This is a genomic window from Niallia circulans (assembly GCF_007273535.1).
Taxonomy (GTDB): domain Bacteria; phylum Bacillota; class Bacilli; order Bacillales; family Cytobacillaceae; genus Niallia; species Niallia circulans_B.
Genome location: NZ_RIBP01000004.1, coordinates 2,553,933 through 2,576,572, shown reverse-complemented (window position 1 = coordinate 2,576,572; position 22,640 = coordinate 2,553,933). Strand labels below are relative to the sequence as shown.

At 37.0% G+C, this 22,640-nt stretch carries 27 protein-coding genes; 7 read left to right on the top strand and 20 right to left on the bottom strand.

Going from position 1 to position 22,640, the window contains the following annotated elements; all coding sequences use genetic code 11:
• Nucleotides 1-153 precede the first annotated feature (153 nt).
• On the top strand, nt 154-630 hold the full coding sequence (locus tag CEQ21_RS20700) for an Hsp20/alpha crystallin family protein (RefSeq protein ID WP_185766132.1): 477 nt from the start codon (nt 154-156) through the stop codon (nt 628-630).
• A gap of 22 nt (nt 631-652) precedes the next feature.
• A complete protein-coding gene (locus tag CEQ21_RS20695; RefSeq protein WP_185766131.1) occupies nt 653-1,069 on the top strand; it encodes an Hsp20/alpha crystallin family protein in 417 nt (138 codons plus the stop codon).
• A 36-nt stretch (nt 1,070-1,105) separates the two neighbouring features.
• Here the strand turns inward: CEQ21_RS20695 and CEQ21_RS20690 are convergent, their stop codons facing one another.
• Both CEQ21_RS20690 and CEQ21_RS20685 read right to left on the bottom strand, forming a co-directional pair.
• Nucleotides 1,106-1,609: a GNAT family N-acetyltransferase gene (locus tag CEQ21_RS20690; RefSeq protein WP_185766130.1), complete on the bottom strand. Its 504-nt coding sequence runs from the start codon at nt 1,607-1,609 to the stop codon at nt 1,106-1,108.
• Between the two features lie 283 nt (nt 1,610-1,892).
• On the bottom strand, nt 1,893-2,642 hold the full coding sequence (locus tag CEQ21_RS20685; protein WP_185766129.1) for a CAP domain-containing protein: 750 nt from the start codon (nt 2,640-2,642) through the stop codon (nt 1,893-1,895).
• A 444-nt stretch (nt 2,643-3,086) separates the two neighbouring features.
• On the opposite strand from CEQ21_RS20685, the gene CEQ21_RS20680 reads away from it, so the two are divergent.
• Nucleotides 3,087-3,329: a DNA alkylation repair protein gene (locus CEQ21_RS20680; protein WP_144453017.1), complete on the top strand. Its 243-nt coding sequence runs from the start codon at nt 3,087-3,089 to the stop codon at nt 3,327-3,329.
• Nucleotides 3,330-3,407: 78 nt separating this feature from the next.
• Here CEQ21_RS20680 and CEQ21_RS20675 read toward each other — a convergent pair whose 3' ends face one another.
• From CEQ21_RS20675 to deoD, 5 genes are all read right to left on the bottom strand, one after another.
• The gene (locus CEQ21_RS20675; RefSeq protein WP_185766128.1) at nt 3,408-4,241 is read right to left on the bottom strand and encodes a hypothetical protein; all 834 of its coding nucleotides are present in this window, start codon (nt 4,239-4,241) and stop codon (nt 3,408-3,410) included.
• A gap of 85 nt (nt 4,242-4,326) precedes the next feature.
• Complete coding sequence (locus tag CEQ21_RS20670; RefSeq protein WP_185766127.1) at nt 4,327-5,232, bottom strand: CobW family GTP-binding protein; 906 nt, start codon at nt 5,230-5,232, stop codon at nt 4,327-4,329.
• Between the two features lie 80 nt (nt 5,233-5,312).
• Nucleotides 5,313-6,809 carry a lmo1851 family serine protease gene (locus CEQ21_RS20665; protein ID WP_185767357.1) on the bottom strand — a complete coding sequence of 499 codons (1,497 nt, stop codon included), beginning with the start codon at nt 6,807-6,809 and terminating at the stop codon, nt 5,313-5,315.
• A 106-nt stretch (nt 6,810-6,915) separates the two neighbouring features.
• A complete protein-coding gene (locus tag CEQ21_RS20660; protein WP_185766126.1) occupies nt 6,916-7,749 on the bottom strand; it encodes a M15 family metallopeptidase in 834 nt (277 codons plus the stop codon).
• A gap of 48 nt (nt 7,750-7,797) precedes the next feature.
• Complete coding sequence (gene deoD, locus CEQ21_RS20655; protein WP_185766125.1) at nt 7,798-8,499, bottom strand: purine-nucleoside phosphorylase; 702 nt, start codon at nt 8,497-8,499, stop codon at nt 7,798-7,800.
• Between the two features lie 239 nt (nt 8,500-8,738).
• On the opposite strand from deoD, the gene CEQ21_RS27295 reads away from it, so the two are divergent.
• Nucleotides 8,739-8,864 carry a hypothetical protein gene (locus CEQ21_RS27295; protein WP_259347199.1) on the top strand — a complete coding sequence of 42 codons (126 nt, stop codon included), beginning with the start codon at nt 8,739-8,741 and terminating at the stop codon, nt 8,862-8,864.
• 46 nt (nt 8,865-8,910) lie between these two features.
• Here CEQ21_RS27295 and CEQ21_RS20650 read toward each other — a convergent pair whose 3' ends face one another.
• A complete protein-coding gene (locus CEQ21_RS20650) occupies nt 8,911-9,681 on the bottom strand; it encodes a sporulation protein (RefSeq protein ID WP_185766124.1) in 771 nt (256 codons plus the stop codon).
• Nucleotides 9,682-9,859: 178 nt separating this feature from the next.
• On the bottom strand, nt 9,860-10,030 hold the full coding sequence (locus CEQ21_RS20645) for a YozD family protein (RefSeq protein ID WP_127737719.1): 171 nt from the start codon (nt 10,028-10,030) through the stop codon (nt 9,860-9,862).
• Between the two features lie 189 nt (nt 10,031-10,219).
• Between CEQ21_RS20645 and CEQ21_RS20640 the strand changes: the two genes are divergently transcribed.
• Nucleotides 10,220-10,372, top strand: coding sequence for a hypothetical protein (locus tag CEQ21_RS20640; RefSeq protein ID WP_185766123.1), 153 nt, complete (start codon nt 10,220-10,222; stop codon nt 10,370-10,372).
• Nucleotides 10,373-10,380: 8 nt separating this feature from the next.
• Here CEQ21_RS20640 and CEQ21_RS20635 read toward each other — a convergent pair whose 3' ends face one another.
• Together CEQ21_RS20635 and CEQ21_RS20630 are read right to left on the bottom strand one after the other, a co-directional pair.
• Nucleotides 10,381-11,076, bottom strand: coding sequence for a hypothetical protein (locus CEQ21_RS20635; RefSeq protein WP_185766122.1), 696 nt, complete (start codon nt 11,074-11,076; stop codon nt 10,381-10,383).
• A 388-nt stretch (nt 11,077-11,464) separates the two neighbouring features.
• The gene (locus CEQ21_RS20630; RefSeq protein ID WP_144453003.1) at nt 11,465-11,701 is read right to left on the bottom strand and encodes a YozE family protein; all 237 of its coding nucleotides are present in this window, start codon (nt 11,699-11,701) and stop codon (nt 11,465-11,467) included.
• A 193-nt stretch (nt 11,702-11,894) separates the two neighbouring features.
• Here CEQ21_RS20630 and CEQ21_RS20625 point away from each other — a divergent pair, with 193 nt between their 5' ends.
• The gene (locus tag CEQ21_RS20625; protein ID WP_185766121.1) at nt 11,895-12,983 is read left to right on the top strand and encodes an SGNH/GDSL hydrolase family protein; all 1,089 of its coding nucleotides are present in this window, start codon (nt 11,895-11,897) and stop codon (nt 12,981-12,983) included.
• Nucleotides 12,984-13,021: 38 nt separating this feature from the next.
• Here CEQ21_RS20625 and msrB read toward each other — a convergent pair whose 3' ends face one another.
• From msrB to rsgA, 3 genes are all read right to left on the bottom strand, one after another.
• Nucleotides 13,022-13,453, bottom strand: coding sequence for a peptide-methionine (R)-S-oxide reductase MsrB (msrB, locus tag CEQ21_RS20620; RefSeq protein WP_185766120.1), 432 nt, complete (start codon nt 13,451-13,453; stop codon nt 13,022-13,024).
• Nucleotides 13,446-13,985: a peptide-methionine (S)-S-oxide reductase MsrA gene (gene msrA, locus CEQ21_RS20615; RefSeq protein WP_185766119.1), complete on the bottom strand. Its 540-nt coding sequence runs from the start codon at nt 13,983-13,985 to the stop codon at nt 13,446-13,448. The genes msrB and msrA overlap by 8 nt, the downstream gene beginning before the upstream one ends.
• Before the next feature lie 182 nt (nt 13,986-14,167).
• Nucleotides 14,168-15,226 carry a ribosome small subunit-dependent GTPase A gene (gene rsgA, locus CEQ21_RS20610; RefSeq protein WP_185766118.1) on the bottom strand — a complete coding sequence of 353 codons (1,059 nt, stop codon included), beginning with the start codon at nt 15,224-15,226 and terminating at the stop codon, nt 14,168-14,170.
• 324 nt (nt 15,227-15,550) lie between these two features.
• Here rsgA and CEQ21_RS20605 point away from each other — a divergent pair, with 324 nt between their 5' ends.
• Nucleotides 15,551-16,309 carry a DUF4397 domain-containing protein gene (locus tag CEQ21_RS20605; protein WP_185766117.1) on the top strand — a complete coding sequence of 253 codons (759 nt, stop codon included), beginning with the start codon at nt 15,551-15,553 and terminating at the stop codon, nt 16,307-16,309.
• Nucleotides 16,310-16,351: 42 nt separating this feature from the next.
• Here CEQ21_RS20605 and CEQ21_RS20600 read toward each other — a convergent pair whose 3' ends face one another.
• From CEQ21_RS20600 to ilvA, 6 genes are all read right to left on the bottom strand, one after another.
• Nucleotides 16,352-16,936: a YpmS family protein gene (locus CEQ21_RS20600; RefSeq protein WP_235907293.1), complete on the bottom strand. Its 585-nt coding sequence runs from the start codon at nt 16,934-16,936 to the stop codon at nt 16,352-16,354.
• 2 nt (nt 16,937-16,938) lie between these two features.
• On the bottom strand, nt 16,939-17,769 hold the full coding sequence (locus CEQ21_RS20595) for an SGNH/GDSL hydrolase family protein (protein ID WP_185766115.1): 831 nt from the start codon (nt 17,767-17,769) through the stop codon (nt 16,939-16,941).
• A 225-nt stretch (nt 17,770-17,994) separates the two neighbouring features.
• The gene (locus CEQ21_RS20590) at nt 17,995-19,569 is read right to left on the bottom strand and encodes an ATP-binding protein (protein ID WP_185766114.1); all 1,575 of its coding nucleotides are present in this window, start codon (nt 19,567-19,569) and stop codon (nt 17,995-17,997) included.
• A gap of 128 nt (nt 19,570-19,697) precedes the next feature.
• Complete coding sequence (locus tag CEQ21_RS20585) at nt 19,698-19,856, bottom strand: YflJ family protein (RefSeq protein WP_185766113.1); 159 nt, start codon at nt 19,854-19,856, stop codon at nt 19,698-19,700.
• 319 nt (nt 19,857-20,175) lie between these two features.
• On the bottom strand, nt 20,176-21,018 hold the full coding sequence (locus CEQ21_RS20580; RefSeq protein ID WP_185766112.1) for a DegV family protein: 843 nt from the start codon (nt 21,016-21,018) through the stop codon (nt 20,176-20,178).
• 287 nt (nt 21,019-21,305) lie between these two features.
• The gene (ilvA, locus tag CEQ21_RS20575) at nt 21,306-22,571 is read right to left on the bottom strand and encodes a threonine ammonia-lyase IlvA (RefSeq protein WP_185766111.1); all 1,266 of its coding nucleotides are present in this window, start codon (nt 22,569-22,571) and stop codon (nt 21,306-21,308) included.
• Nucleotides 22,572-22,640: the final 69 nt, after the last annotated feature.

The window sequence follows — 22,640 nt, the reverse complement described above, 5'->3', positions numbered from 1 at the left end:
TACTTTAATATTAACATCATTAGGTTAAAATAACTAGTTCCTTCTACTCATAACCAAAAGGAAAATAAATACATGCCTAACTAACACGATTTGGGTGCACTTGAATATGATATAAAAAATTCAGCAACTAATGAAAGAAAGGATGAATTTCCAATGTTCCCATGGAATTTATTCCCTTTTAATAAAGACTCCAAAAACAAAATGAACCAAATGAAACCTGGAGATATCCAGAATTATGTTCAAGATATGATGAATAAAATGATGCCAGATTCCCTTCAAAAAATGAATAGTGAAGATATGTTTAAGAATATGTCCCAAATGGCAAACAACCAGCAAGGCTCAACCCAGCAAAAGTTTGATTACGTCGTATTTGAAACACATCACCATGTTTATATTCGCATTCCTATAAAAGAAGAAATTTGGCTTGAAAGAATTAAGGTTTACTATACATCAAGCCAACTAGTTATTCAGAACATTCCTGAATTCGAAAGCAGGCATACGATCAATCTTCCTTCACTCGTTCGAAAAAAAGGCTCAACTGCTAATTATAAGGAAGGCGTTTTAGAAATTATGATTCAGAAAAATGGGCAAAACCAATATTCAGAAATTGAAGTGACAGAATTGCAATAGCTATAAGGAAGGATGAAAAACAATGTCTTTCGAAAATCTCGAAAAGATTTTTCAGTTTCACGAAAATCCAACAAATGAAAAGCTTTGGAATAATCTCTTTCAAGACGCAAGTCAGCAGGCTTTTTTCAGTAATCGGAATAGCATTAAAAGCAATAATCAATTTCCACCCTGTGACTTCTATGTAAAAGATGGCCATTACTTTATTGAAGTAGAGCTTCCTGGCATTATGTCAGAAAACATTGGGATAAAATGTGAAGGTAATGAACTCCATATAGCTGGTCAATACAAAACGCTGCACGAGGAATACGCTTATTATTTGAAGGAAAGACAAAACAGAAGCTTTCACAAAGTAATCACATTGCCAACTACTTTCATAAAAGAAGACATTTCATGTGAATTGAAATACGGAATACTTTCCGTTAAAATTCCTCAACCATAAAAAAAATCAACTCGTGAAGCTGAGTTGATTCTTTTTTTATTTAAAGGCTTTGTCAAAGCAGTAGAATGGGCGCTCTTTTCCAGGAAAATGCAGTTCCCCAGCCTTGTTAAAGCCGTTCTTCAAGAAAAGATTTTGCGCTTTTTCGTTTATAGCATAAGTGTCTGTTTTTAAGTAAAATGTATCATTTTCTTTAGCAAAGGCTTCGGCAAAGGATAGAAGCTTGCTTGCAATGCCTCCGCCACGAATTTCTGGATTGACCATAAGACGGTGAATAACATAATAATTATCATCAGACAATGTCCATTCTATCAAGTCATAATTCTTCCCGCCAAGACGGTCAATCGCAATGGATCCAACTACTTTATCGTCCATGATTGCTACGAACAAAGCATCATTTTCAATATCTGCCTTAAAATCCTTTTCAGCAGGGTATTTATCCGACCATTGGTCATTACCCTCTTCATTCATTATCTTCACTGTTTTTGCTGCTATATGCATGATTTTTTCTAAGTCATTTATCGTTGCTTGTCTAATTTCCACGCTGAATTCTCCTATAATAGTATTTCTTTATTATTCCCTATTTGCTTGATCTTATTTTTATCATTTTCTTCAAGTGAATCATTTGAAAAACTATTATATAAATTTCTCAGCAAAAAAACCACTAAAGTATATGGTTATAGGTAAAAATAATAATATTCAAAACCGCGGAAATTTTCGTATAAAAAAGGACCAAAGGAAATGGAACCTTTGGTCAGAATTTATTGTTCGTTTTTTTTGGTTTTCTACAGAACTAATCTCCATAGTAAAGTACAGTGCCCTTTTTTTACTTACCAATAAATTGTTGTGTCCAGTAATTTCCGTTAGCCACGTAGCCAACACCAATATGTGTAAATTTGTTACTTAGAATATTGGCGCGGTGTCCTTCGCTGTTCATCCATGCTTTTACAACTTGTTCTGGAGTTGTTTGGCCTTTAGCAATATTTTCACCTGCTGCTTTATAGGAAATCCCGAATTGCTTCATCATGTCAAACGGGCTTCCATAAGTTGGGCTTGTATGGTCAAAATAATTATTTTTACTCATATCCTCTGATTTAGCTCGCGCAACTTTGCTTAAATTTGTATCAAGTGTCAGAGCAGGAAGACCATTTTTTGCTCGTTCTGCATTTGTTAGTTCAACAACCTGCTTTTCAAACGCACTAACAGAAGAAGCTGCTTGAGTTGTTGTTGCTGCTTGCTGTGGTTTAGATGTTGTATTCGTTTGTTGCTTAGCAGTGCTTGTTGTTTTTTCTGCAGTTGTTGTTGTTTTCTCTGGAGCTTTCGTGCTTTCTGTCTGTTTATTTGCTGTCGTACCAGACCTTGCTTCCAATGAGCTTAATAGCTTGTTAACGTCCACACGACCTGAAAATTGTTTTATTAATGCATTTATTTGATCTTCATTTAAATTGTAAGATTGATAGACTACTTTTGTAGATTCTTGTGTAGTGTTAGATGCTGCATTTGCTTTTTGCATTAATGGGCTTGACATTAATAGAGCTGCTGCAGCTGCAGTTGATAAAATCACTTTTTTGTTCATTCGATTATATCCTCCTTGAATATAAAGCTTGTATTCGTGCTTGCTTACAGACAAATCATAACATACGATTTTTGTCATATTTAAGGATGATTCTTCCAATAACCAACTCATTCTCTATTAACTTTTTTGATTGTGAATCTATCAAGCTAGCAATCACTTCTCCCGCATTACATCTTCCTATATTTAATAGTGAATCAATAAAATATTTCATTTCCCTTAATATCCCATATGAGTAATATAATTCAGTTTTTTTAGTATTGACAGCATGAAAGTGGCTATTGTTATATAACATTTATGACAATAACTTGTCGTACATATCATCAGCGCAATAATTGTAACTATCTCAATAAATGCCTTGTAAACTTGGCTTTTAACAGGTATATAAACAGTTAAAGGATGGAATAGTAATAACAGAATGCATTCTTTAAAGAAGGGAGTTTGGTCATGAGTACACCGTATGCTTGTCCGAACTGCAGAACAAATCGGAGTCGCTTTAATATTATTCAGCAAGTGCCTCAATCAGTAAAATTAGACCCACAGACTGGGGATATAGTAGAAGAATACACAGCAGAAAATCTTTCTCCCTTTCATATGGGATATAAGGGACCTGACTATCGTATCCAATGTGCTGCTTGTGGTTTAGTTGATGAAGAACGGACTTTCGCCAAATTTGGAGAGATGAAATAAGGAAAAAGGAATGTATTTAGCATTCCAAAAGTGGCTGCTCGTAAAAGCCGTATGCTAGCTGCATACGGCTTTTTTTACTCATAATGGCATTAACCCATCGTCCGTTAACACCTTCCATGGATCAAGTGGCGTGCTTCTAACAAGCGTTAGTGTTTTATTCTCACTTTTCCTTTTTTCATTTTGGATATACAGCTGCCACTCTATTGTTATGTGAACAGATGTTTTGGATAGGTAATCCTTTGCTTGCACTTCCTCTATTCTTAACAGCTTAACATTTTCAACATTTGCCAAAGCCTTAGTCCAATTTATTTTCTTGGAGCTTAAATGGTTAAGGATTGTATTATCCTGTTCTTTCATTCCAGCTACAAAGGATTGCACAGTCTCATTTGGATTTTGTTTATCCAATTCTTGTGTCAGGATGCCTGCTGCTTTATATACCATCAATTTATGGGATAGATCCATATTATCCGTCTTATGTGTAGTACTTCCTAAGAAATGCACACAAAAATGGCCTGGGAATTTATTAGCTAAAGATCCTGCTCCATGTGGCATTCCATGCATGGATGCAGCGAGCATGTATTGATCCTGTAAAACAAATATTGCTCTTCGTTTCCAGCTCCATTTGCCATTATAAATTCCCTTCATAATCTCGGTGTCCGCGGTGGTTAAAGGCTGGACATCTGCATGCTGAGAACCTGCCCTCCGCTGGACATGAAATACTTTACCTGTTTCGACATCATAGATAGAAAACTTGCTGTAGCGAGGAATAATTACATCTGCATCCTTCCATTCAAGCAGTTGGATACCATATTTAGGTGAAATGCTGTCCACTGGTGCGGCATTTGCCGTTGATGTACAAAACAAACTGACCAAAAGTACAAAACAAGGAAAAAACTTTCGCTTCTTGAACAAGATTATCCTCCTCTTTCCTTTAACTAAAGAAAGTTTGCCCTTTTTACGAAAGTTCCATTCTGGCTATGGCTGGAAATCTTATATATTAAAGCATATCCAGCTTGTCCTTCATTTCCTTCCAGTCTATATCTTCACCGATAAACACTAAATTTAACGGCATTTTCATGTCTTCTCTCATCATTAAAGGCATTCCATAGGAATATTGAAAAAGGTCTGGATAGCTATTTTGATGAAATTGTACATAGCCTTTAATGCGATAAATAGTATCTGGCAGTTCCTTCAAGAATGTCTCAAATTTCTCTGCTGATATGGTATGCTGAAATTGATAAACAAACGAACTTAACTGTAATGTTTGAATCGTTGTTTTAACAGTATCATTTGCAAACTGCATAACCATATCCTTCAACCTATGAAAGGGCAGCTTTGAATAGTTTGTTAACATCGTAAAGGCCTGTGGATTTATACTTTGAAGCTCAAATGTAATCCTTGCTTTTTCTTCCTCTGTCAGTTGATCCTGTTTATTAATTAACAGCATATTTCCATGACGAACCTGTTCAATCAGCAGCTGCTGCACGCTTGGACTCATTTTTTTACGCTCAAGCCAAAGCTTGCCATCAACTACTGTAATAATCCCTTTTAAGCTTAATCTATCTGCGAAATATGGGGAAAGAATGCTATCCATCGTTTCAACCGGATGTGCCGCTCCAGTTGTCTCTAAATAGATTACATCTGGTTTTTCCTCAATCAGTAAGGATTGAAGCTGACCTTCCAGCTTATCCTGTATGGTGCAGCAAACGCAGCCTCCTAACAGCTCCTTTAACGGTATATCTTCATCGACTTCGTTCGAATCAATGGATATATCCCCAAATTCATTCATGAGAACTGCCACTTTTCTGCCTTGTGCTTTTTCATGTAAAAGCAATTCTTTTAATAAGGTTGTTTTACCGCTGCCTAAAAACCCTGACAATATAAACACTTCTGTTTTTTTCATCTTTATCCCCCTAATTCTCTTCTCATAAGGTAGAAACAATGGAAAAAGGAGGGCAAATAGAGTGCCGCTCCTTCCATTTGTTACTTTTTCAGTTTTTCTTGCAGTATTTCAATCGCTTTTTTCATTTGTGTATCGTTTTTTTGGATCTTTTCACTAAGTTTTTCCATTAGCTTTGTTGTCGTATCTCCAGTAATTACACCGTCAACTTTTAACTTTTCCTTCTCTTGGAATTCCTTAGTTGCTTCTTCTGTGCTCTCATCGAAGTAGCCGTTTGCGTTGTCGACCTTATAGCCAAGCGCGTTCAGCATTTCTTGCGCTGACTTTACTTCATTGGAATTTGAATCAAGCTTCAGCTTTGTCTCTGGATTAATAACTGTCAGCTTCGCATAGCTTGGAAGCTCCACCTTATACGTTGGCTCAATTCCTTTTTCATGAATCCAGCTGCCATTCGGTGTCAGCCATTTATCTGTTGTAAACTTAATGTTACTTCCGTCAGATAGTTCTATTGCACTTTGAACTGTTCCTTTACCGAAGGATTTTACACCCACTAATGGAACGTCCGCAGATTGATTAACTGCTCCAGCGAGTATTTCAGAAGCTGAGGCACTGCCTTCATCAATCAATACAACTAGCGGTAATGTATTGGAATTTTCATTGTCTGATGCGACTTGTTCGATTTTTCCATTCTTATGCTCGACTTGGAAAATCACCTTTCCGTCTGGAACAAACAAATTGGCAATTGCTTGCACCTGAGTTAATAATCCGCCTGGATTTTGTCTCAAGTCAAGTACAATCCCCTTCATTCCTTTTTCCTTGAACTCATTCAGTTTATCTGTAAGCTCTTGTGCTGTATCAGCGGAGAAGCTCGTAATTTGTATTTCAGCAATACCGTCCTTACGTAATTCTCCGTATACTGTATCAATAGGAATTGTATCCCTAACAATATCAATTTTTAATGTATCTTCAACACCAGGTCTTTCAATTTCAAGGCTGACCGTTGTCCCTTTTTTACCTCTTATAAGAAGGACTGCTTCAGATGAACTCATCCCTTGCAAGCTCTTGCCATCAACACTTAAAATTTTGTCATTCGGCTTAATTCCTGCTTTTTCTGCAGGTGAGCCTTTAATTGGTGATACAACAATGATGCTGTCATCCTTTTCCTGAATTTCAGCTCCAATTCCTTCAAAGGAAGAAGAAATACTTTCATTAAAGCTTGTTGCTTCCTCTTGGTTCATATAATCGGAATATGGATCATCTAGTGCTGTGAACATGCCGTCAATCGCTCCATTGACGAGGTCCTCTGTTTCAACATCCTGATAATATTTATCCTTGATAGTATCATATGCTGAATAAAGCTTTGAAAATTCACTTCGATCTGTGCCTACCGTCACCGCTGGCTCCTCACCAAATGCCAAGGCAACCGTTGTAATACCAGCTGCCAAAATAACAGTAAAGAAGATAAGCATAACAAAGTGAAATTTCTTAATGCGGATAAAGCTGGAATCTTTATCGCCTGCTTCTTTTTCCGTTTCTTCATTTACGTTGTTTTCATTCTCCAAATAATTCACCACTTTCATTTGCCCTTTAGGCACCGTGATACATGCCTTTTATACTCAACAGTATCAAAAAAATTGGTTTAAATCATGACATAATTATGAATAAATTTTGAACAATTAACCTAACTTAGATTTTTCTAACCTGTTCAAAATATTCTTCAAGTGTCCAATTGTTTTCATATATATCGTTTGCAGATTTTTCGCCGACATAACGGAAATGCCATGGCTCAAATTTATATTTAGTAATATCCTCTTTTCCTTTCGGATAACGAAGAATATACCCATAAAGATGTGCATTATCTTTTAGCCATTTGCCTTCTTTCGTATCTTCGAAGTCCTCTGTAAGCAGGAAGTCGACACTTTTAGCAGATATATCCATTGCTAACCCTGTCTGGTGTTCACTGTTACCAGGATATGCGACTGCTTCCTCCGCTTTCTTCTGTCCAACCTTGTCAATCTCTGCATCATACAAAACGGACTGACGGTCATAAGAACGATAGCCTGATACTGCATAAAGAATGATTTCGTCCTTTTTGGCAGCATTGAACATATCAGCTAAAGATGCAGCAGCTTCCTTTCTCATATAGCTTTTCTCTATATCCTGATTACCAAAGGAAAACTGAACTTCTGGCCTGATAAGATCCTCAGGTGCGTATCCATCTGGCAGCCCAAAGCTTTTGTTAACTAATGACACTGTATTGGTTGGATTTTGGATGATGTTTCTGCCATCCACAACCTTAATATCATTGAAAAAAGCAGCCTCTAAAGTCCATGGAAGCTCTTCTTCTGTACTATCTACCGTATCTTGATCGTTTGTTTGTCCAGAATTGTCATTATTCACGGCTGTTTCTTCCGATTCCTTTTCTTTGTTTAAGAAAGGTATATGATCTGTAATGCCATCCAATTTACTGCATCCTGTTAAAAGGAAAGTAAACAGCAGCAGCAGCAATAGTTTTTTCATTCTACACCCCATATTACTCTTTGTTCCAGGTAACGATTTACGCTTACGTTACTTTATTGCAGCTTCAAGTGATACTTCAATCATTTCATTGAAAGTTGTTTGTCTTTCTTCAGCCGTTGTTTCTTCACCAGTCAGTACATGATCGCTGACAGTAAGTACGGATAATGCATTGCGATTGAATTTTGCTGCTAATGTATACAATGCAGCTGATTCCATCTCGATAGCAAGAATTTGATATTCCGCCCATTTTTCCAGCTCAGAGTTGTCATTATAGAAACTATCTGCTGTAAATACATTTCCAACCTTAAGGGAAAGCCCCTTCTCAATGCCTGCATCATACGCTTTTTTAAGCAGATCAAAATTAGCTGTCGGCGCATAATCAACACCGCCGAACGTTAGACGGTTCATTTGCGAATCCGTTGATGCACTCATAGCAAGGATAACATCGCGAACCTTAACGTCCTGTTGAATTGCTCCACAGGTACCAACTCTTATTAGGTTTTGGACATTGTAGCTAGTCATTAATTCGTTAACATAAATGGCAATGGATGGTGCTCCCATGCCTGTCCCTTGTACAGAGATTCTTTTTCCTTTATATGTACCAGTATATCCAAACATGTTGCGCACTTCATTATAACAAACCGCATTTTCTAAAAAGGTTTCTGCAATATATTTTGCTCGCAAAGGATCTCCAGGCAGAAGAACCGTTTCTGCGATTTCGTTTTCTTTTGCTCCAATATGTACACTCATTTTAAGTACCTCCAAGTTTTAAGAACATTCTTTTAAATAATAATAGGAATCATTTCCATATCTTAAACAATCACTATTTGTACTATATCATATTCTAGTTTTAGGTTAAATACAATTAATTGCAGGATAACAAATCTTTAATCGGCAATACTAACTTTAGGTTTTCCATAGGTTTGGGAAAACATGCTTAATCAATGATAATATTCTAAAAACAGACATGTAAGGAGACAGATAATATTATGGGAAAAAAGCATCGCAATCGAATTAACTCTCCTAAAAAGAATAATCATATACCAAAAGAGGCTATTATAGCAGAACAAGAAGCACATGGTAAGGAAATGTCTGCAAGAGAAAGAAAGAACTAAGTCAAAACAAAAAGCGTGTGCAACAATGGTACACGCTTGAAGGTCTTTAGGCGTATTTATTAATCAACTGGTAAAGAGTATTCTTTAATCCTGGCAACTCATGTTTGTGAATACTTAATGATACATAGCTTTCATCCATGTCAAGTGCTTCTGCGAATAAGCCAGAAAGTCCACGCGCTTTCCTGTCAATTTGCAACATAACTTCCATTGCATTTTCACCAGAAGACAGTATCACAAGTTCCACTTCATCCAGCTTCCCGCGAAAGTCTCCTGCATATGGGATGAACTCAAATTCCTGTACAAATGGCAGTCTCAGTTGATGCCGCCTGCCAGCCTCCTTGCAAACACCACTTTTCATTTTAAAGCCTAATTCTTGAAATGCACGAAACACTTCATCAACAAGTGGAGATGGAATAATATTAATTGGATCTACATCGCTTGGATCAATAGCTTGCTTAATATCGAGGCCAGTTGAAATCCATACCTTTGTTTTTCCTATGGTATAAGGAATATCATGTGGAAGAGTACCAGAAAATGGGATTACCTTTTTTTCCTTTACACTTATCGTGAAGGCGCCTGCTGCCATAAATTCTCCTATTAAAGCTGTGCGTGTTTCTTTTTTATCATCGTGCTCCACTTCATATTCTGTATACAGTCTTACATAAATTGCTTCAATATTCTGCTCCACATTGCCGCCGACAATATTTATTTCTCCCGCTAACTTTTCACCTGGCATATAATCCCTCTTATCCAGCACTGCATCAATTTTAGCAGCACCAACCCCCACACTTGCCAACGCTTTTTTAAATATAGACATTCTTTTTCCTCCTGTTACCGTAATTTGAATTTAGTAATTTGATTTACGCATCAATAACAAAAAGGTTTCATGATTACTCATTATTTTCTCCATAAAAAAATGGCAAGAGTAATCTCCTGCCATATGCATTCATACATCTTTATATAATTAACTGTTTTTTACAAACTTACATCGCAAGCTAGTCATCCAATTCTTCATCAATAATGCATTTTTCAAGCAAATATTCAAACGTGATGTCAGCCAATTCATCCATCTCTTCTTCTGTGGGAACGTATCCCCTTTTTAATAGCTCACGAAAGAAAAACTCAGCAATTTCCTCCGTATCTATTATTACATCAATCTCTTTCAAGCATATCGCCCCCTTTAGTAAGAATATATGTCACAATGCATAAAAAATGCAAAGCATTTGTACAAATTATGTGATAAATTAAAATATTTTTCAAGTAAATAGAGACATGTTTAGATGGTCATGCTCATATTCATTACTAATAACAAGAAAACATTACTATAATCCGAGATTTATAGGGGGAAAATTACCATGAAAACGTTGCAGCATTTAGTCGCAGTAGTGAAAGAAGATGTTAATGAGGAAAACGGTAATATCTTGAGAATCTTTGACAAAGGGCTTCAAGTTTTGTTTTCTCTAATAGTATTTGGATGCATCCCATACTTTCTCTATTTAATCTTGTAATTCAATTATTATAGTGCAGGCTTATCATCCTTACTGCTTAGCTGCTTCAGCTTTCTTATTGTCAGTCTCATCGCCTGTTCATACTCATTGTCCTGAAATAATTCATGTAGTATATGATAATCGTTATAAATATCAAGTAAACCATCGATTAATTCCTGTTTTTCCTTCGTGCTTTCCAGCAGCTCTTTTTCCGTTTTTCGGTAAGAGCTATTTGTTTTTTGCAGATTAACAGGCTTCTTCTTTTTATCCATTATATACAAAAGTCCTAATTTCTGAATAAAACTGTCGGCATTTTCTGCGTCTGCTACTAATGTCAGCTCCTCTTCACCAGCCTCAAGCCAATCCCCATCACTTACTCTAGACAACTCGTAAATGATGTCTTCCCATGCATCTGACTTATAACGCCATATTTCAGTTCGGAAGCCCATTATTTTAAAGAGGTTGGAACCATAGCCTTTTACTTTGACAAGATCACCTATAAAGTAGCGATATTCAATGTCTATTTTTTCTGTATCCATTAGTTCACCTTCAAATTCGGAAAGCATTTGCAGGCTGGATTCTAAGTACAAGCCCTCACTTTTATTCACTTCATAGACATGCATGTCATCAAGCCACTTTACGTTCGTGATTTTTCCGACAGTACCGTATATGGTGATGACAACTGTATCGCCAATTTTAAATTTCGGTTTTTTTCGATTTCCCATAGTTAAAAGTCCTCTCTAAACAGATTGTGCGATATTTTTGCCACTGGTATGGCGACACTCCCCCACATTCATGCTTAAAGACTTGAACGTTTACGTTGGGGGATTAATGAAACAACGCAACCTTTCATCAATCAACATCTCATCTTCATCCTTTTTTGTTCTCTTTTTATCTATTCTTGAAATAATATATGCATCTCACTTGCTAATCGCCAATGCTCCACCCTATTTCCCCTCCGTTTTTTTAAAATTAATATGGCAAGTTAGAAATTGGTGTTTTGTTTAATCCAATATATGTAGCTGACAAACTATTTTAGAATACTCATTATAGAAAAGCCGCTTACAAGTTCCTAAACAAAAAAAAGCATTTTGCAGCAGCAACTGCAAAATGCTAATAGCGTGTTTCCTTCTCTTCTTGGAATAAGTAGGTCTCCCATGCTTCATCAAAGATTCTCATACTGTCTAAATAATGGCCATTAAGCTCCAAATAATTGCTCACTTCATCATAGTCAAAGCTGTTTTTAGGAAAACTGTGATCTAAATAAGCATGATTTGCAAATCTGCTGATGGCGTCCTTTGGCTCGGGATGTCGGAATTTCATTAAAAAATGGTAAAAAGATTTTGTCATCGTGCATCTTCCTTATCCGAAATGATATAACGTATACTATACATAACATGAAATAATGGTGCAAGCATTATTCACTAATGAAAGATAATTAGCATTCTATGAAGCTTAAAAGTATTATTCTTTATGTTTATTGAAGATTCGTTAGGATATAATAAACCATGAAAAAAATTAGAAAGGGCGTACAGTTAATCCTATGAAAACCAAAACCTATACTCTTTTAATCAGCTGTGTGATTGGATTAGCTTTCGTTTTGCTTTATTGCCTCTACCAGCCAAAACAGACAAGCTCTACCGCCAAAAATGTCTTTGACAAAATTAGATCAAGTGAGCCAATATCTTATTTAGTAATTGGTGACAGTATCGGCAGAGGGTCTGGTGCAAGCAAGGATCAAACAAAATGGTTTTACTTGTTAGAGCAGTCCATGTTTGAAACGCATGGCTCACCAATGCAGAGGAATATGCTTGTACAAAGCGGGGCTACAGCTTTCGAAGGCTTATATAAATTCAGAAATTCCTCCCTTAAGAATATTGATCTTGTTTTTATCGTATTCGGTGAAAATGATCGTAAATATATGAATAAGGAAGTATTCTACACCTTTTACAGCCAGCTGCTTATGCAAGTTAAGGAGAAATACCCGGTTGCTGAAATTATTACACTAACGGAAAGCAGCTTAGACAATGAAAATTTCGTAGATACAATTGCGGAAGTATCAAAAGAGGTAAATGCGATAAATCTGGATATGAGAATTCCATTTAATGAATCAGGCAAGAGCATGAAACGTTTAACAAAAGATTTAATCCATCCAAATGACGATGGCTATTTGCTATATAGTGATTATATTTATCAGTATTTAGAAGCAAGAATTCAAGCAGGGAATACAAACACAGATGTTCCCAAAAATGAGTATTCTGCAATGGCCATCAATATGGAAACAAAAAACAACTATATCTTTAAAGACAGCTCTTTTATTAAAAGGGAAGGCTATTATACTTCTGATGAAAAAGGAGCAAGCATTGACTTTACCTTCACGGGCACATATCTTGGGGCAAATATGATAAGAAGTCCTTTAGGAGGCTTGGTGGATGTTTATATTGATGACGAGTTTGTCACGAGCATTTCAACATGGTGGCCCTTCAAAAAGCCTCGTTCCCTTTATATAGCCGGCGGGCTTTCTGACAGCAAGCACACAGTGTCGTTTCGGACGACAGGAAAGTCTTCTTCTCATAATACTTCCGGTTTTCACAGGGTACAGATTTCATCAGTTATCGTGCAAGATAACTAAAAGAGGCAATCCTAAAAGGATTGCCTTTTGCCTTATTATCAATCTTCGTCAAACAAAACTTTATATTTCCCATAACCTTCTGCTTCTAGGTCTTCTTTTCTAACGAAGCGAAGCGATGCAGAATTCATGCAGTAGCGTAATCCTGTTGGATGTGGTCCATCGTTGAAGACATGGCCAAGATGGGAATCAGTTTCCTTTGTTCTTACCTCTGTTCTCACCATAAAATGGCTTGTATCTGTATTTTCAACAAGATCCTCTTCTGCGATTGGTTTTGTGAAGCTCGGCCAGCCGCAGCCTGCATCATACTTGTCATTTGAGCTGAACAATGGTTTGCCTGAGATGACATCGACATAAATGCCGTCCGCAAATTCGTTCCAATACTCATTATGAAACGGCGGTTCTGTTCCGTTGTTTTGTGTCACTTCATATTGAATTGGTGTCAGCTTTTCTTTCAATTCGTTTTTATTCATGCTTATCCCCCCAGTTATTTTTAATAAACGCGGCTCTGCCTGATCCTACATGATAGGCATTATAATGCAGCGAATTTTTCTTATAGTAATCTTGATGATATTCCTCCGCATCATAAAACGCAGTTGCGGGAATGATCTTTGTCGCAATCGGCTTGTTGAATTTGCCGCGTTCTCCTAAAGCTTTTTTTGATTCCTCAGCTATTTTTTTCTGTTCTTCATTATGATAGAATATCGCGGTTTGATAGGACAACCCTCTGTCAAAAAACTGGCCGCCCGGATCTGTCGGGTCAATTTGCTGCCAGTAGACTTCAAGAAGCTTTTCGTAAGGAAACAGCGAAGGATCGAACGTAATCTGGACTGCCTCATAATGACCTGTTGTCTCAGAACAGACCTCCTTATAAGTAGGATTTTCCTTATGTCCGCCTGTATAGCCTGAAACGACTGAAATAATTCCAGGCTGCTGGTCAAAAGGTTTAACCATACACCAGAAACAGCCGCCGGCAAATGTTGCTTTTTCGTATTGTTGTTCCATACGACACACCTCTATTCTCTATATATTAAATATCTTTTTATATTCCCCAAAGGGAGTGTGACAACACATCTTTTATTTAGCTTAAACAAATTCGCTCAATAAAGCAAAAAGACGGCTCAAAATGATTGTATATCAGAAAAATTATAATGGGAGTGCATGACCCGCACTCCCTAAAAGTCTGCTTATTTACGCTTTGTTTTTATCGCCTTGTGAATACTTTTCCACTTCTTCTTTTCATCTGCCTGTGCTTTTTTGCTTTGCCTTCTTTCCAAATAGGCGAGCTCTTTGTTCATCTTGAAATAGCTGTTGAGACGGCTTTCTTCCAATCTGCCGTCCTCTACGGCCTGCTTAACAGCACAACCGGCTTCACCTAGATGGCTGCAATCCCTGAAACGACAATCTGCTGCAAGGTGCTCGACATCTGTAAAGCTTTCTGATAAACCGGAATTACTGTTCCAAAGCTGCAGCTCTCTCATTCCTGGTGTATCAATCAGCACACAGCCATTAGGCAGTACAACCATTTCTCGATATGTTGTTGTATGACGCCCCTTATCATCATCCTCTCTAATGTTTTTCACTAATTGCTTTTCATAACCAAGCAAATAATTAGTCAGTGTTGACTTTCCAACACCAGAGGACCCTAATAACGCAATTGTTTTTTGAGGGAGCAAATAATCATTTAAGGAGTCAAGCCCCTGCTTTTCATGGACACTGAGAGCGATAACTGGAACACCAAATGCAATGGATTCCACACTGGCAATTTTGTCTGCCATATTGTCAGCAAGCTCAGATTTTGTAAGCAGGATCACTGGATTTGCTCCGCTTTCCCATGTCAGTGTCAAGTATCTTTCTATTCTTCGTAAATTCAAATCCTCATTTAAGGAATTGACAAGGAAAATAGTATCGACATTTGCGGCGACAATTTGCTCCTCTGTTGTCAATCCTGCTGCTTTTCTGGAAAACTTACTTTTCCTCGGAAGGACGGAAATGATGGTTCCTTTCGCTTCGCCATTGCGAGGCAATACAGCCACCCAATCGCCTACAGCTGGATAATCGTCTCTGCCAACAGCATCAAAGGAAAGTTTCCCTGAAACCTCACACAATAATTCTCCTATTTCCGTATATACTCGATAAAGTCTCTTATGCTCTAAAGCAACCCGTCCAGCAATGAGACCTTCCTTGTTTAATTGTGCTAAAGCGCTATTTATATTGTCATTAAAACCCATTTTAGTTAAATCCATTTTTATCCTCCATTTTTAAGCATAATAAAAAACCATAAGCGACGTACAGCCCATGGTTTTCTCATGCATGAAATATGCAGGATAAAAGATACTTACTTAAGGTGCAAGTAAGCAGTGGGCTGTACGATGAATGCAATTGCCTTATTTACACAGATTGTTGTTTTCATCGTCATCACCCTTTCCGTTGTAGTTAATAACTATTATATTCCATTCTTTCTAATTTGTACATAAAATTCACCTTGTTAAGATTATTTTTAAAATAGGCACTGTATCTTAATGCATGCATAAACTGTTATCATCTTTTAGGAAACAGGAGTGAAAACCATGCAAAAACAAGGAGACAGCTATCCCTTCCAAGAAGCCGGAATGTACAATCTGCTGAGTGATTATTATAAATATACTAATCCAGACCTCCATATATACTATTATCAAAAGCATCTCGAAGTTCTTAGAAAAGCATTGCCCCAAAACTCGATAACAACAGACTTAGACAGGCAAACAGAGTACGGCAAACTAAGATTCATCCATACAGCTGCCCAAAAGCCTATTGTCGATATTTATATAAATGGAGTAAAGCTGTTTAAAGAGGTCTCCTTTAAATCGGTAACAAATGACATGACATTGCCAGTCGGCCGCTATCAAGTTGACATCTATGAAACAGGCGCAATGGTTGACTCCCTTTGCAGCCAAAAAATTCTTGTTGAAAGCAATATCTTTCATACCATTACCTTTTTAGAATCAGCAAATAATTACTTAAAGCTTTATACCTACCAAGAAGACCCTTTTGTCCATCCATCAGAAACAAAGCTGCGTATCATACATCTTCATCCCAAAATGTATGCATTAAATATTGCCGTTCAAAAAGGTGATGTTGTTTTCCCCAATTTACATTTAAAGGCGGCTACTTCCTATCTTGGACTTTACCCTATGACTGTCTACTTAGAGGCAAAGGATGCGGAAACAAACAGCAAACTAGCAAGCTTTCCTCCGCTCACATTAAAGGAAAACAAAGCTTATTCAGCTCTAATTCTAGAGGGTACCTCAGCAGATGTAAGCGCCGAAATATTGCTGATTTCCATATAAAAAGGCAGAAATTTCATTCTGCCCTTTTTTAAGTATTTACTTTTATTCATTAACAGGAAGGAGAAGATTAAATTGAATGCGGTCATTTTCAAGATCAAACTCCTTCACTTCCGCACTCATGCCGTCCCCAATCTTCATATTTGTTAAATGTACATCAATCGTCTCATCATCTGGATTAATATTAACCCAGGTTGGGAGCTTATATTGATTTTCAATAAACTTCATCACATAAGATACTGGTAAGGACAGCTGTCCAATACTGATTGACTTTTGCTTTAATGTGAGATCTCCATTTTCAAGCGGGATTGGTTCAAATGTTAATTTCATTTCAATGTCGCTGTTAAAAATCGGTAAATAACCGAAAAGCTCTACTTCATCTGATAGGTTAACCTCATAATGGACAGGTCCATTTAAGCCTTCCTTTTCCAAATAGCTGTTGATGAGCAGTGTCAAGTCTTCCTTATTCGTTGTGACCTGAAACGGTATAACCTCATCATTTCCTGCATCCGCATTGTCCGAAGTTGACCTGTCCGCAGGTAAAAATATAAGCAGGACAAGTGCAAGCAGTATAACAATATTGATGCCTGCTAATAGTAAAAATGCTGCTTTCCATTTTTTCTTAAACAAACTCATTCTCCCCTGTTCTCTCTATTCATGCGCTTTGTCGCCAAAATATCCCCAATGGCTGTTTCTTTAACTTTCGTGTATATTTCATCAGCAATCAACTTATAGCCCTTATCATTAGGGTGAAAATAATCTGTATACAATAGGTTTTCCGTTGTATCTGAAAAGATTTGTTCAATTGGGACAAAATACGTGTTGTCATAAAGGGTAAGTATGTTTTCCCCGGTCCGATTCCATTCTGCCACAATATCATTCATCTCATCAACATCTGCAAACCACTTCGTAAACGGATTATATACTCCAACAAGAACAATTGCTGCCTGTTGATTGTCTTTGCGAATTTCTCTCAGAACGTTATAAAGATTTGTTTCGAAGGTTTTCATCTGAGGTGTAAAATCATCAAGCTGTAAATTTGAGATATGGTCCCTAACAACCTTCATAATATCATTTCCACCGATTGTTAAAATAACCATATCAGCATCACTAATGGACTGCTTCACTTCAGCAGATTTAATTTTTTTCAAAAGCTGGTCCGTCCTATTGCCTTTTACACCATAATTGCTAATGGTTACGGTGCCTATTCCCTGTTCTTGCTGAAATAATTTCTGTAAATAAGGGACATAGCCTCCTGTACCAGTGCTGTCACCGACCCCTTGTGTTAAGGAATCACCTGCTGCGACCACATTCAATTCCTCCGAAACAAAGCTCTCAGGGACTTCCTGCTTCATGGCCAATACAGTTTCTTTTCCATTATTTTTATGAAAAGAGGTATTGTTGCCACAAGAAGAAAGCAATAAAAGCGTAATAATAGAAATTATTAAGGTAAATGGTCTCATTTATATACACCTACCTTTATTCCATTTTTAATCATTATAACATATCGTCAGTAGAATATTTTTTACATTTTTATCCTTCTACATATCAACGAAAACTATACGAAAATCTTTTCTACTCGTCCTTGTTTTATTTAAAAAAGACCTATCCTTTAGGCCCTTATAATAATATAAACAATCCAATAATGTTTAAGAATGTACAAAGTGCTAATAGAGTTTTTTTCATGTTTAATAAAGTGGAATAAATACTTTAAATGTTGTTCCAACGCCTCTTTTACTTTCCACTTCTATTTTGCCTTTCATCTGTTCAATCATTTGGTAGCTGACCATTAATCCCATGCCTGTTCCTTTTTCCTTTAAGGAATAAAAGGCAGTGCCAAGCCTGCTTAATTCTTCCTCTGTCATTCCAATACCAGTATCCTTTATTTCAAATATTCCATACCCTTCTTTTGTATATAGATAAACACTTAATACTCCGCCCTGCTGCATCGATTCAATCCCGTTTTTAAGAATATTGATTAATACTTGCTTTAATTCACTGTTGTTTGCACGTAAAAATACTTGCTGGATGTCCCGTTCAAATGTAATACTTTTCGACATCATGGCATAGGAGTACATAAGATCAATGACTTTTATTATCATATCTTGACCATCAATTTTTTCTGTTTGCTCAATTCCCGGCTTAGCCAAGGATAAATAATCATTGATGATTGTCTCAGCCCGATTCATTTCTTCAATCATGAGCTTTATGTACATACGCTCCTCTTCGCTTATATGCTCCTTCGCCAAGAATATTTGTAGAAACCCTTTAACAACCGTCATCGGATTTCTTATTTCATGTGCAACAGATGCCGCAAGTTGACCGATTGCATTCATTTTTTCTGCACGCTGCAATTCCCGGTGGATTTTCGTGTAATTCATAATATTATCCATTTCATTCAGTGCCTCTTCCACCGAATTCAATTCGATATCACGCGATAAAGTACCTAATTCTTTGGAGGTTTTAGACAGTCTTGTAAATAGCATAGCGAGTTTCCTAACCATCTCGTTAAGGCTCTCACTTATCATCCTAATATCAGAAGCACCATGGCTAGTTAGCTCTACCTCTAAATTGCCGCTGCTAATCTCCTGAAGTCCCCAAATAACCTCCTTTAATGGAAGGAGGTATTTACTTATGGTTATTTTCGTATATACAAACAAAAGGAGTGCAGTCACAACAAATATAGCAATGATAGCAGCAAGTAGCTTATGAATATGCTGAAATAAATCATCTGCAGATATATCCATGCCAATTCCACCGACTATATTGTCATATTCATCCTTTAAAGGAAGGAAGGCAGTATAAAAATAGCTGCTGTTTTCCTTATGAAAGCCAAGAAAATCATCACTGTTATGTGAAACGCCTTTTCGCCCAATTTGATTGTATATTTCCTGTAATGCCGTACTGCTTACAGACGAATATGTGCCGTCCTGATGAATGACTGACCACTCCTGGCATGCAGAGGACTCATCATATAAGCAAATATATGTATTCTCTACCGGTTCATTTTGTATTGTTAGAAAGGATGTGAGCATTTCCTTATCTTGATCACTTATCGTGCTGCTTTTATCAGCATTCGTTAGCTGATATTCTGCATTCTTTAACAGACTGTCAGCACGATAAGTCAAGTCTTCCTTCCATTCGTAGGAAAAGATTGCAAAAATAGCTATAGCAGCACACGCTAAAAGAAATAAAGGCATACAGAAAGAGAATATTTGAATTTTATTTAATAGAGGAATCTGCTTCATTTTTTTTATCATCATATCCACCAAATCCTTTTTATTCCTTTTCTAGAAATTTAATTAAAAGAATTCGACAGATTCATACTAATTCCCTCTTATTTCGCTAACTTTTTTTAAAAGCAAGTTGGCGTCTAACTACTTTCATATCACTAAACTTCTCCTTTTATTTTTTCGAGCTGCTCCTGATATAAATTCCTTAACATATATGTTTTGTATAATTCAAGCTTCCTTTGTTCTTGTGGATGTCGGTTTATTCCCAATTCTTTCAGACGGCTAACATACCAGCCTTTCGAACCAAAATACGCCATTTAATAACTCCCCCTTTATCGCTTCCCCACTACAATATATGTTCCAAAAGCATGTCACAGTCCTATGAAACAACAAAAAAGAGATTGATATAGTATCAATCTCCTTATTCTGTCGACGAACTTTTTTATTCTACGTTTGTTGATAATGTGAAAATTTTTTGAAGCATTCTGTGGAGAAAGGCTCCACCAAGATGCACGTTGTCTGTAAGGTGCTAACACATACAAATTCACAGCGTGAACTTCATTTAACTGGAGCTTGCATGTAGTTTTAAGCAAATACTAGCATTTCCTTTTTCTGCAAACCTTAAAAATTTTCAGTCTATTCAACGTAGTAGCTGAATCCTAATGCTCCTGGTCCTGTGTGTGTACTTATAACTGGTGTAGTGAAATCTATTTCGATTTTATTAAAGCCTGACACCTTTTCAATTGCTTCCTGAAGCATTTTGGCATAGTCGAGACTGTCTGCATGTGTAATACCAACTCTTTTAATTGTTTTACCTAAGCAATCCTCTGCAAACGCATTTGCCAAATACTTAACTGCTTGCGCTCTGCTTCGTACTTTTGTGACAGGGTTGTATACTCCTTCTTCTAATGAGGCGATCGGCTTTATGTTCAAGAGTGAACCGATAAAAGCTTTCCCTTTGCCTATTCTTCCGCCTTTTATCAGGTTTTCAAGTGTATCCACCACAACATATAGCTTCGTATGCTTCTTAATATGCTGAATTTTTTCGAGGATTTCATTTTTGTTGTTGCCATTTTGTGCACATATTGCTGCTTCTATAACCTGAAAGGATAAGGCTTTCGAAATAAACTCAGAATCAAATACGGTAACATTTGCCTCTGTTAAAGAAGCAGCACTGCGAGCAGAATCGACTGTTCCGCTCATTCCGCCAGTCATATGAATAGAAATGATCTCATATCCCTGTTCATTAAGCTTATTGTAGGTTTCCAAAAACAAGCCTACTGGAGGTTGAGATGTTTTCGGAAGATTGTCTACTTCCTTCATTTTTTGAATAAATTCTGCTGGTTCAATATCTACTCTATCTAAAAAAGTTTCCCCATTAATTGTTATGGATAAAGGAATCACTTCAATTTCATATTTTTCAATTAATTCATCTGCCAAATCTACGGTGGAGTCAGTAACAATTTTAACTCTTTTCATTTTACACTTCCCTTTTAAAAATCTAATCAATTGTTAAGCGTTTTCTTAAACATAAATTATACAACATTAGACCTATAGTTAGCAAGTAATATCCTAATCTAACAACCTTTCTATATAGAAATCCATTCAGATTGTATGATTTAACAAATCCAAATGGCTTGTCCGGAAAGTCACAAATCTGCAAAGAAAGAACCCCGGCTATTAAACGAAATTTAGTTAGAAATTCGCATAACAGCCGAGGCTTATTTAAGTGACTCCTTATGTTTCATTCAACCGTGCACTTGATTTTAAACGAGCAAATTAAATAAATTAGAATCTTTATTAAGCTCTGTATAAGCAAAGCCCTTAATGTCCATTCTTTCAATAAGTCCTTTATAGTCTTCCCTGTGTTTTAGCTCCAGTCCGACTAACGCTGGTCCATTTTCCTTATTGTTTTTCTTAATATATTCAAACCTTGTTATATCATCATCAGGCCCTAACACCTCATCAAGGAATTCCCTTAGTGCTCCTGCTCTTTGCGGGAAATTGACGATAAAATGATAAAGCAGTCCTTCATATAACAAGGATCTTTCTTTAATATCCTGCATTCTGTCAATATCGTTATTGCCTCCGCTTATAACAACAACGACATTCTTGCCTTTAATCTTGTCCCTATATAAATCCAATGCAGCAACAGGGAGAGCACCTGCCGGCTCTGCGACAATTGCGTGCTCATTATAAAGGGAGAGTATAGATGTGCACACCTTTCCTTCTGGAACAAGAAGAATATCCTCCAGCAGCTGTTTACACACATCATAGCTTTTTTCGCCAACACGCTTGACGGCAGCACCGTCAACAAATTTATCAATCTTATTAAGGGTGACAACTTGGCGCTGCAGGATAGCCTCCTTCATCGAAGGAGCGCCTGCTGGCTCGACACCGATCATTTTCGTTGCAGGAGACACACCTTTAATATAAGTGCTTAATCCTGCCATAAGTCCGCCCCCGCCAATGCTTGCAAATACATAATCGACAGGCTCATCAATGTCATTCATAATCTCAATCCCAACTGTTCCTTGCCCTGCAATCACATGCTCATCATTAAACGGATGGATAAATGCGCGCTCTTCCCCAGTGGCACACTTGATTGCCTCTTCGTACGAGTCGTCAAACGTATCTCCAACAAGAACAACCTCGACATAATTTTTACCAAACATTTTCACCTGTGTTACTTTTTGCTTCGGTGTTGTTGCAGGCATAAAAATCTTCCCATGCACACCTAAATACCGGCATGAATAGGCGACTCCCTGCGCATGATTCCCTGCACTTGCACATACTACTCCATTTTTCATTTTTTCTTTTTCCTGCATTACCATAGAATAAAAGGCTCCTCTTAATTTAAAGGAACGAACATGCTGTAAATCTTCTCTTTTGATATAGATATTACAATCATATTTTTCTGATAATCTATGATTCTTTTGTAAAGGAGTATGGGCCACTATGTCTTTAATTCGCTGGTATGCAATTAGAATATCCTCCAGCTGCACCATTTTTTTCATTACATTTTGTTCCATATCCACACCCTCATTTCCACCATTAATTTGTACATTATAACATGTCATAAGGGTAAAACCATAAAATAA

Coding starts and splice junctions, on each gene's coding strand:
- CEQ21_RS20700 (WP_185766132.1), top strand. CDS start 154: ATGTTCCCATGGAATTTATTCCCTTTTAATAAAGACTCCAAAAACAAA.
- CEQ21_RS20695 (WP_185766131.1), top strand. CDS start 653: ATGTCTTTCGAAAATCTCGAAAAGATTTTTCAGTTTCACGAAAATCCA.
- CEQ21_RS20685 (WP_185766129.1), bottom strand. CDS start 2,642: ATGAACAAAAAAGTGATTTTATCAACTGCAGCTGCAGCAGCTCTATTA.
- CEQ21_RS20680 (WP_144453017.1), top strand. CDS start 3,087: ATGAGTACACCGTATGCTTGTCCGAACTGCAGAACAAATCGGAGTCGC.
- CEQ21_RS20670 (WP_185766127.1), bottom strand. CDS start 5,232: ATGAAAAAAACAGAAGTGTTTATATTGTCAGGGTTTTTAGGCAGCGGT.
- CEQ21_RS20665 (WP_185767357.1), bottom strand. CDS start 6,809: ATGAAAGTGGTGAATTATTTGGAGAATGAAAACAACGTAAATGAAGAA.
- CEQ21_RS20660 (WP_185766126.1), bottom strand. CDS start 7,749: ATGAAAAAACTATTGCTGCTGCTGCTGTTTACTTTCCTTTTAACAGGA.
- deoD (WP_185766125.1), bottom strand. CDS start 8,499: ATGAGTGTACATATTGGAGCAAAAGAAAACGAAATCGCAGAAACGGTT.
- CEQ21_RS27295 (WP_259347199.1), top strand. CDS start 8,739: ATGGGAAAAAAGCATCGCAATCGAATTAACTCTCCTAAAAAGAATAAT.
- CEQ21_RS20650 (WP_185766124.1), bottom strand. CDS start 9,681: ATGTCTATATTTAAAAAAGCGTTGGCAAGTGTGGGGGTTGGTGCTGCT.
- CEQ21_RS20640 (WP_185766123.1), top strand. CDS start 10,220: ATGAAAACGTTGCAGCATTTAGTCGCAGTAGTGAAAGAAGATGTTAAT.
- CEQ21_RS20635 (WP_185766122.1), bottom strand. CDS start 11,076: ATGGGAAATCGAAAAAAACCGAAATTTAAAATTGGCGATACAGTTGTC.
- CEQ21_RS20630 (WP_144453003.1), bottom strand. CDS start 11,701: ATGACAAAATCTTTTTACCATTTTTTAATGAAATTCCGACATCCCGAG.
- CEQ21_RS20625 (WP_185766121.1), top strand. CDS start 11,895: ATGAAAACCAAAACCTATACTCTTTTAATCAGCTGTGTGATTGGATTA.
- msrB (WP_185766120.1), bottom strand. CDS start 13,453: ATGAATAAAAACGAATTGAAAGAAAAGCTGACACCAATTCAATATGAA.
- msrA (WP_185766119.1), bottom strand. CDS start 13,985: ATGGAACAACAATACGAAAAAGCAACATTTGCCGGCGGCTGTTTCTGG.
- rsgA (WP_185766118.1), bottom strand. CDS start 15,226: ATGGATTTAACTAAAATGGGTTTTAATGACAATATAAATAGCGCTTTA.
- CEQ21_RS20605 (WP_185766117.1), top strand. CDS start 15,551: ATGCAAAAACAAGGAGACAGCTATCCCTTCCAAGAAGCCGGAATGTAC.
- CEQ21_RS20595 (WP_185766115.1), bottom strand. CDS start 17,769: ATGAGACCATTTACCTTAATAATTTCTATTATTACGCTTTTATTGCTT.
- CEQ21_RS20590 (WP_185766114.1), bottom strand. CDS start 19,569: ATGATGATAAAAAAAATGAAGCAGATTCCTCTATTAAATAAAATTCAA.
- CEQ21_RS20585 (WP_185766113.1), bottom strand. CDS start 19,856: ATGGCGTATTTTGGTTCGAAAGGCTGGTATGTTAGCCGTCTGAAAGAA.
- CEQ21_RS20580 (WP_185766112.1), bottom strand. CDS start 21,018: ATGAAAAGAGTTAAAATTGTTACTGACTCCACCGTAGATTTGGCAGAT.
- ilvA (WP_185766111.1), bottom strand. CDS start 22,571: ATGGAACAAAATGTAATGAAAAAAATGGTGCAGCTGGAGGATATTCTA.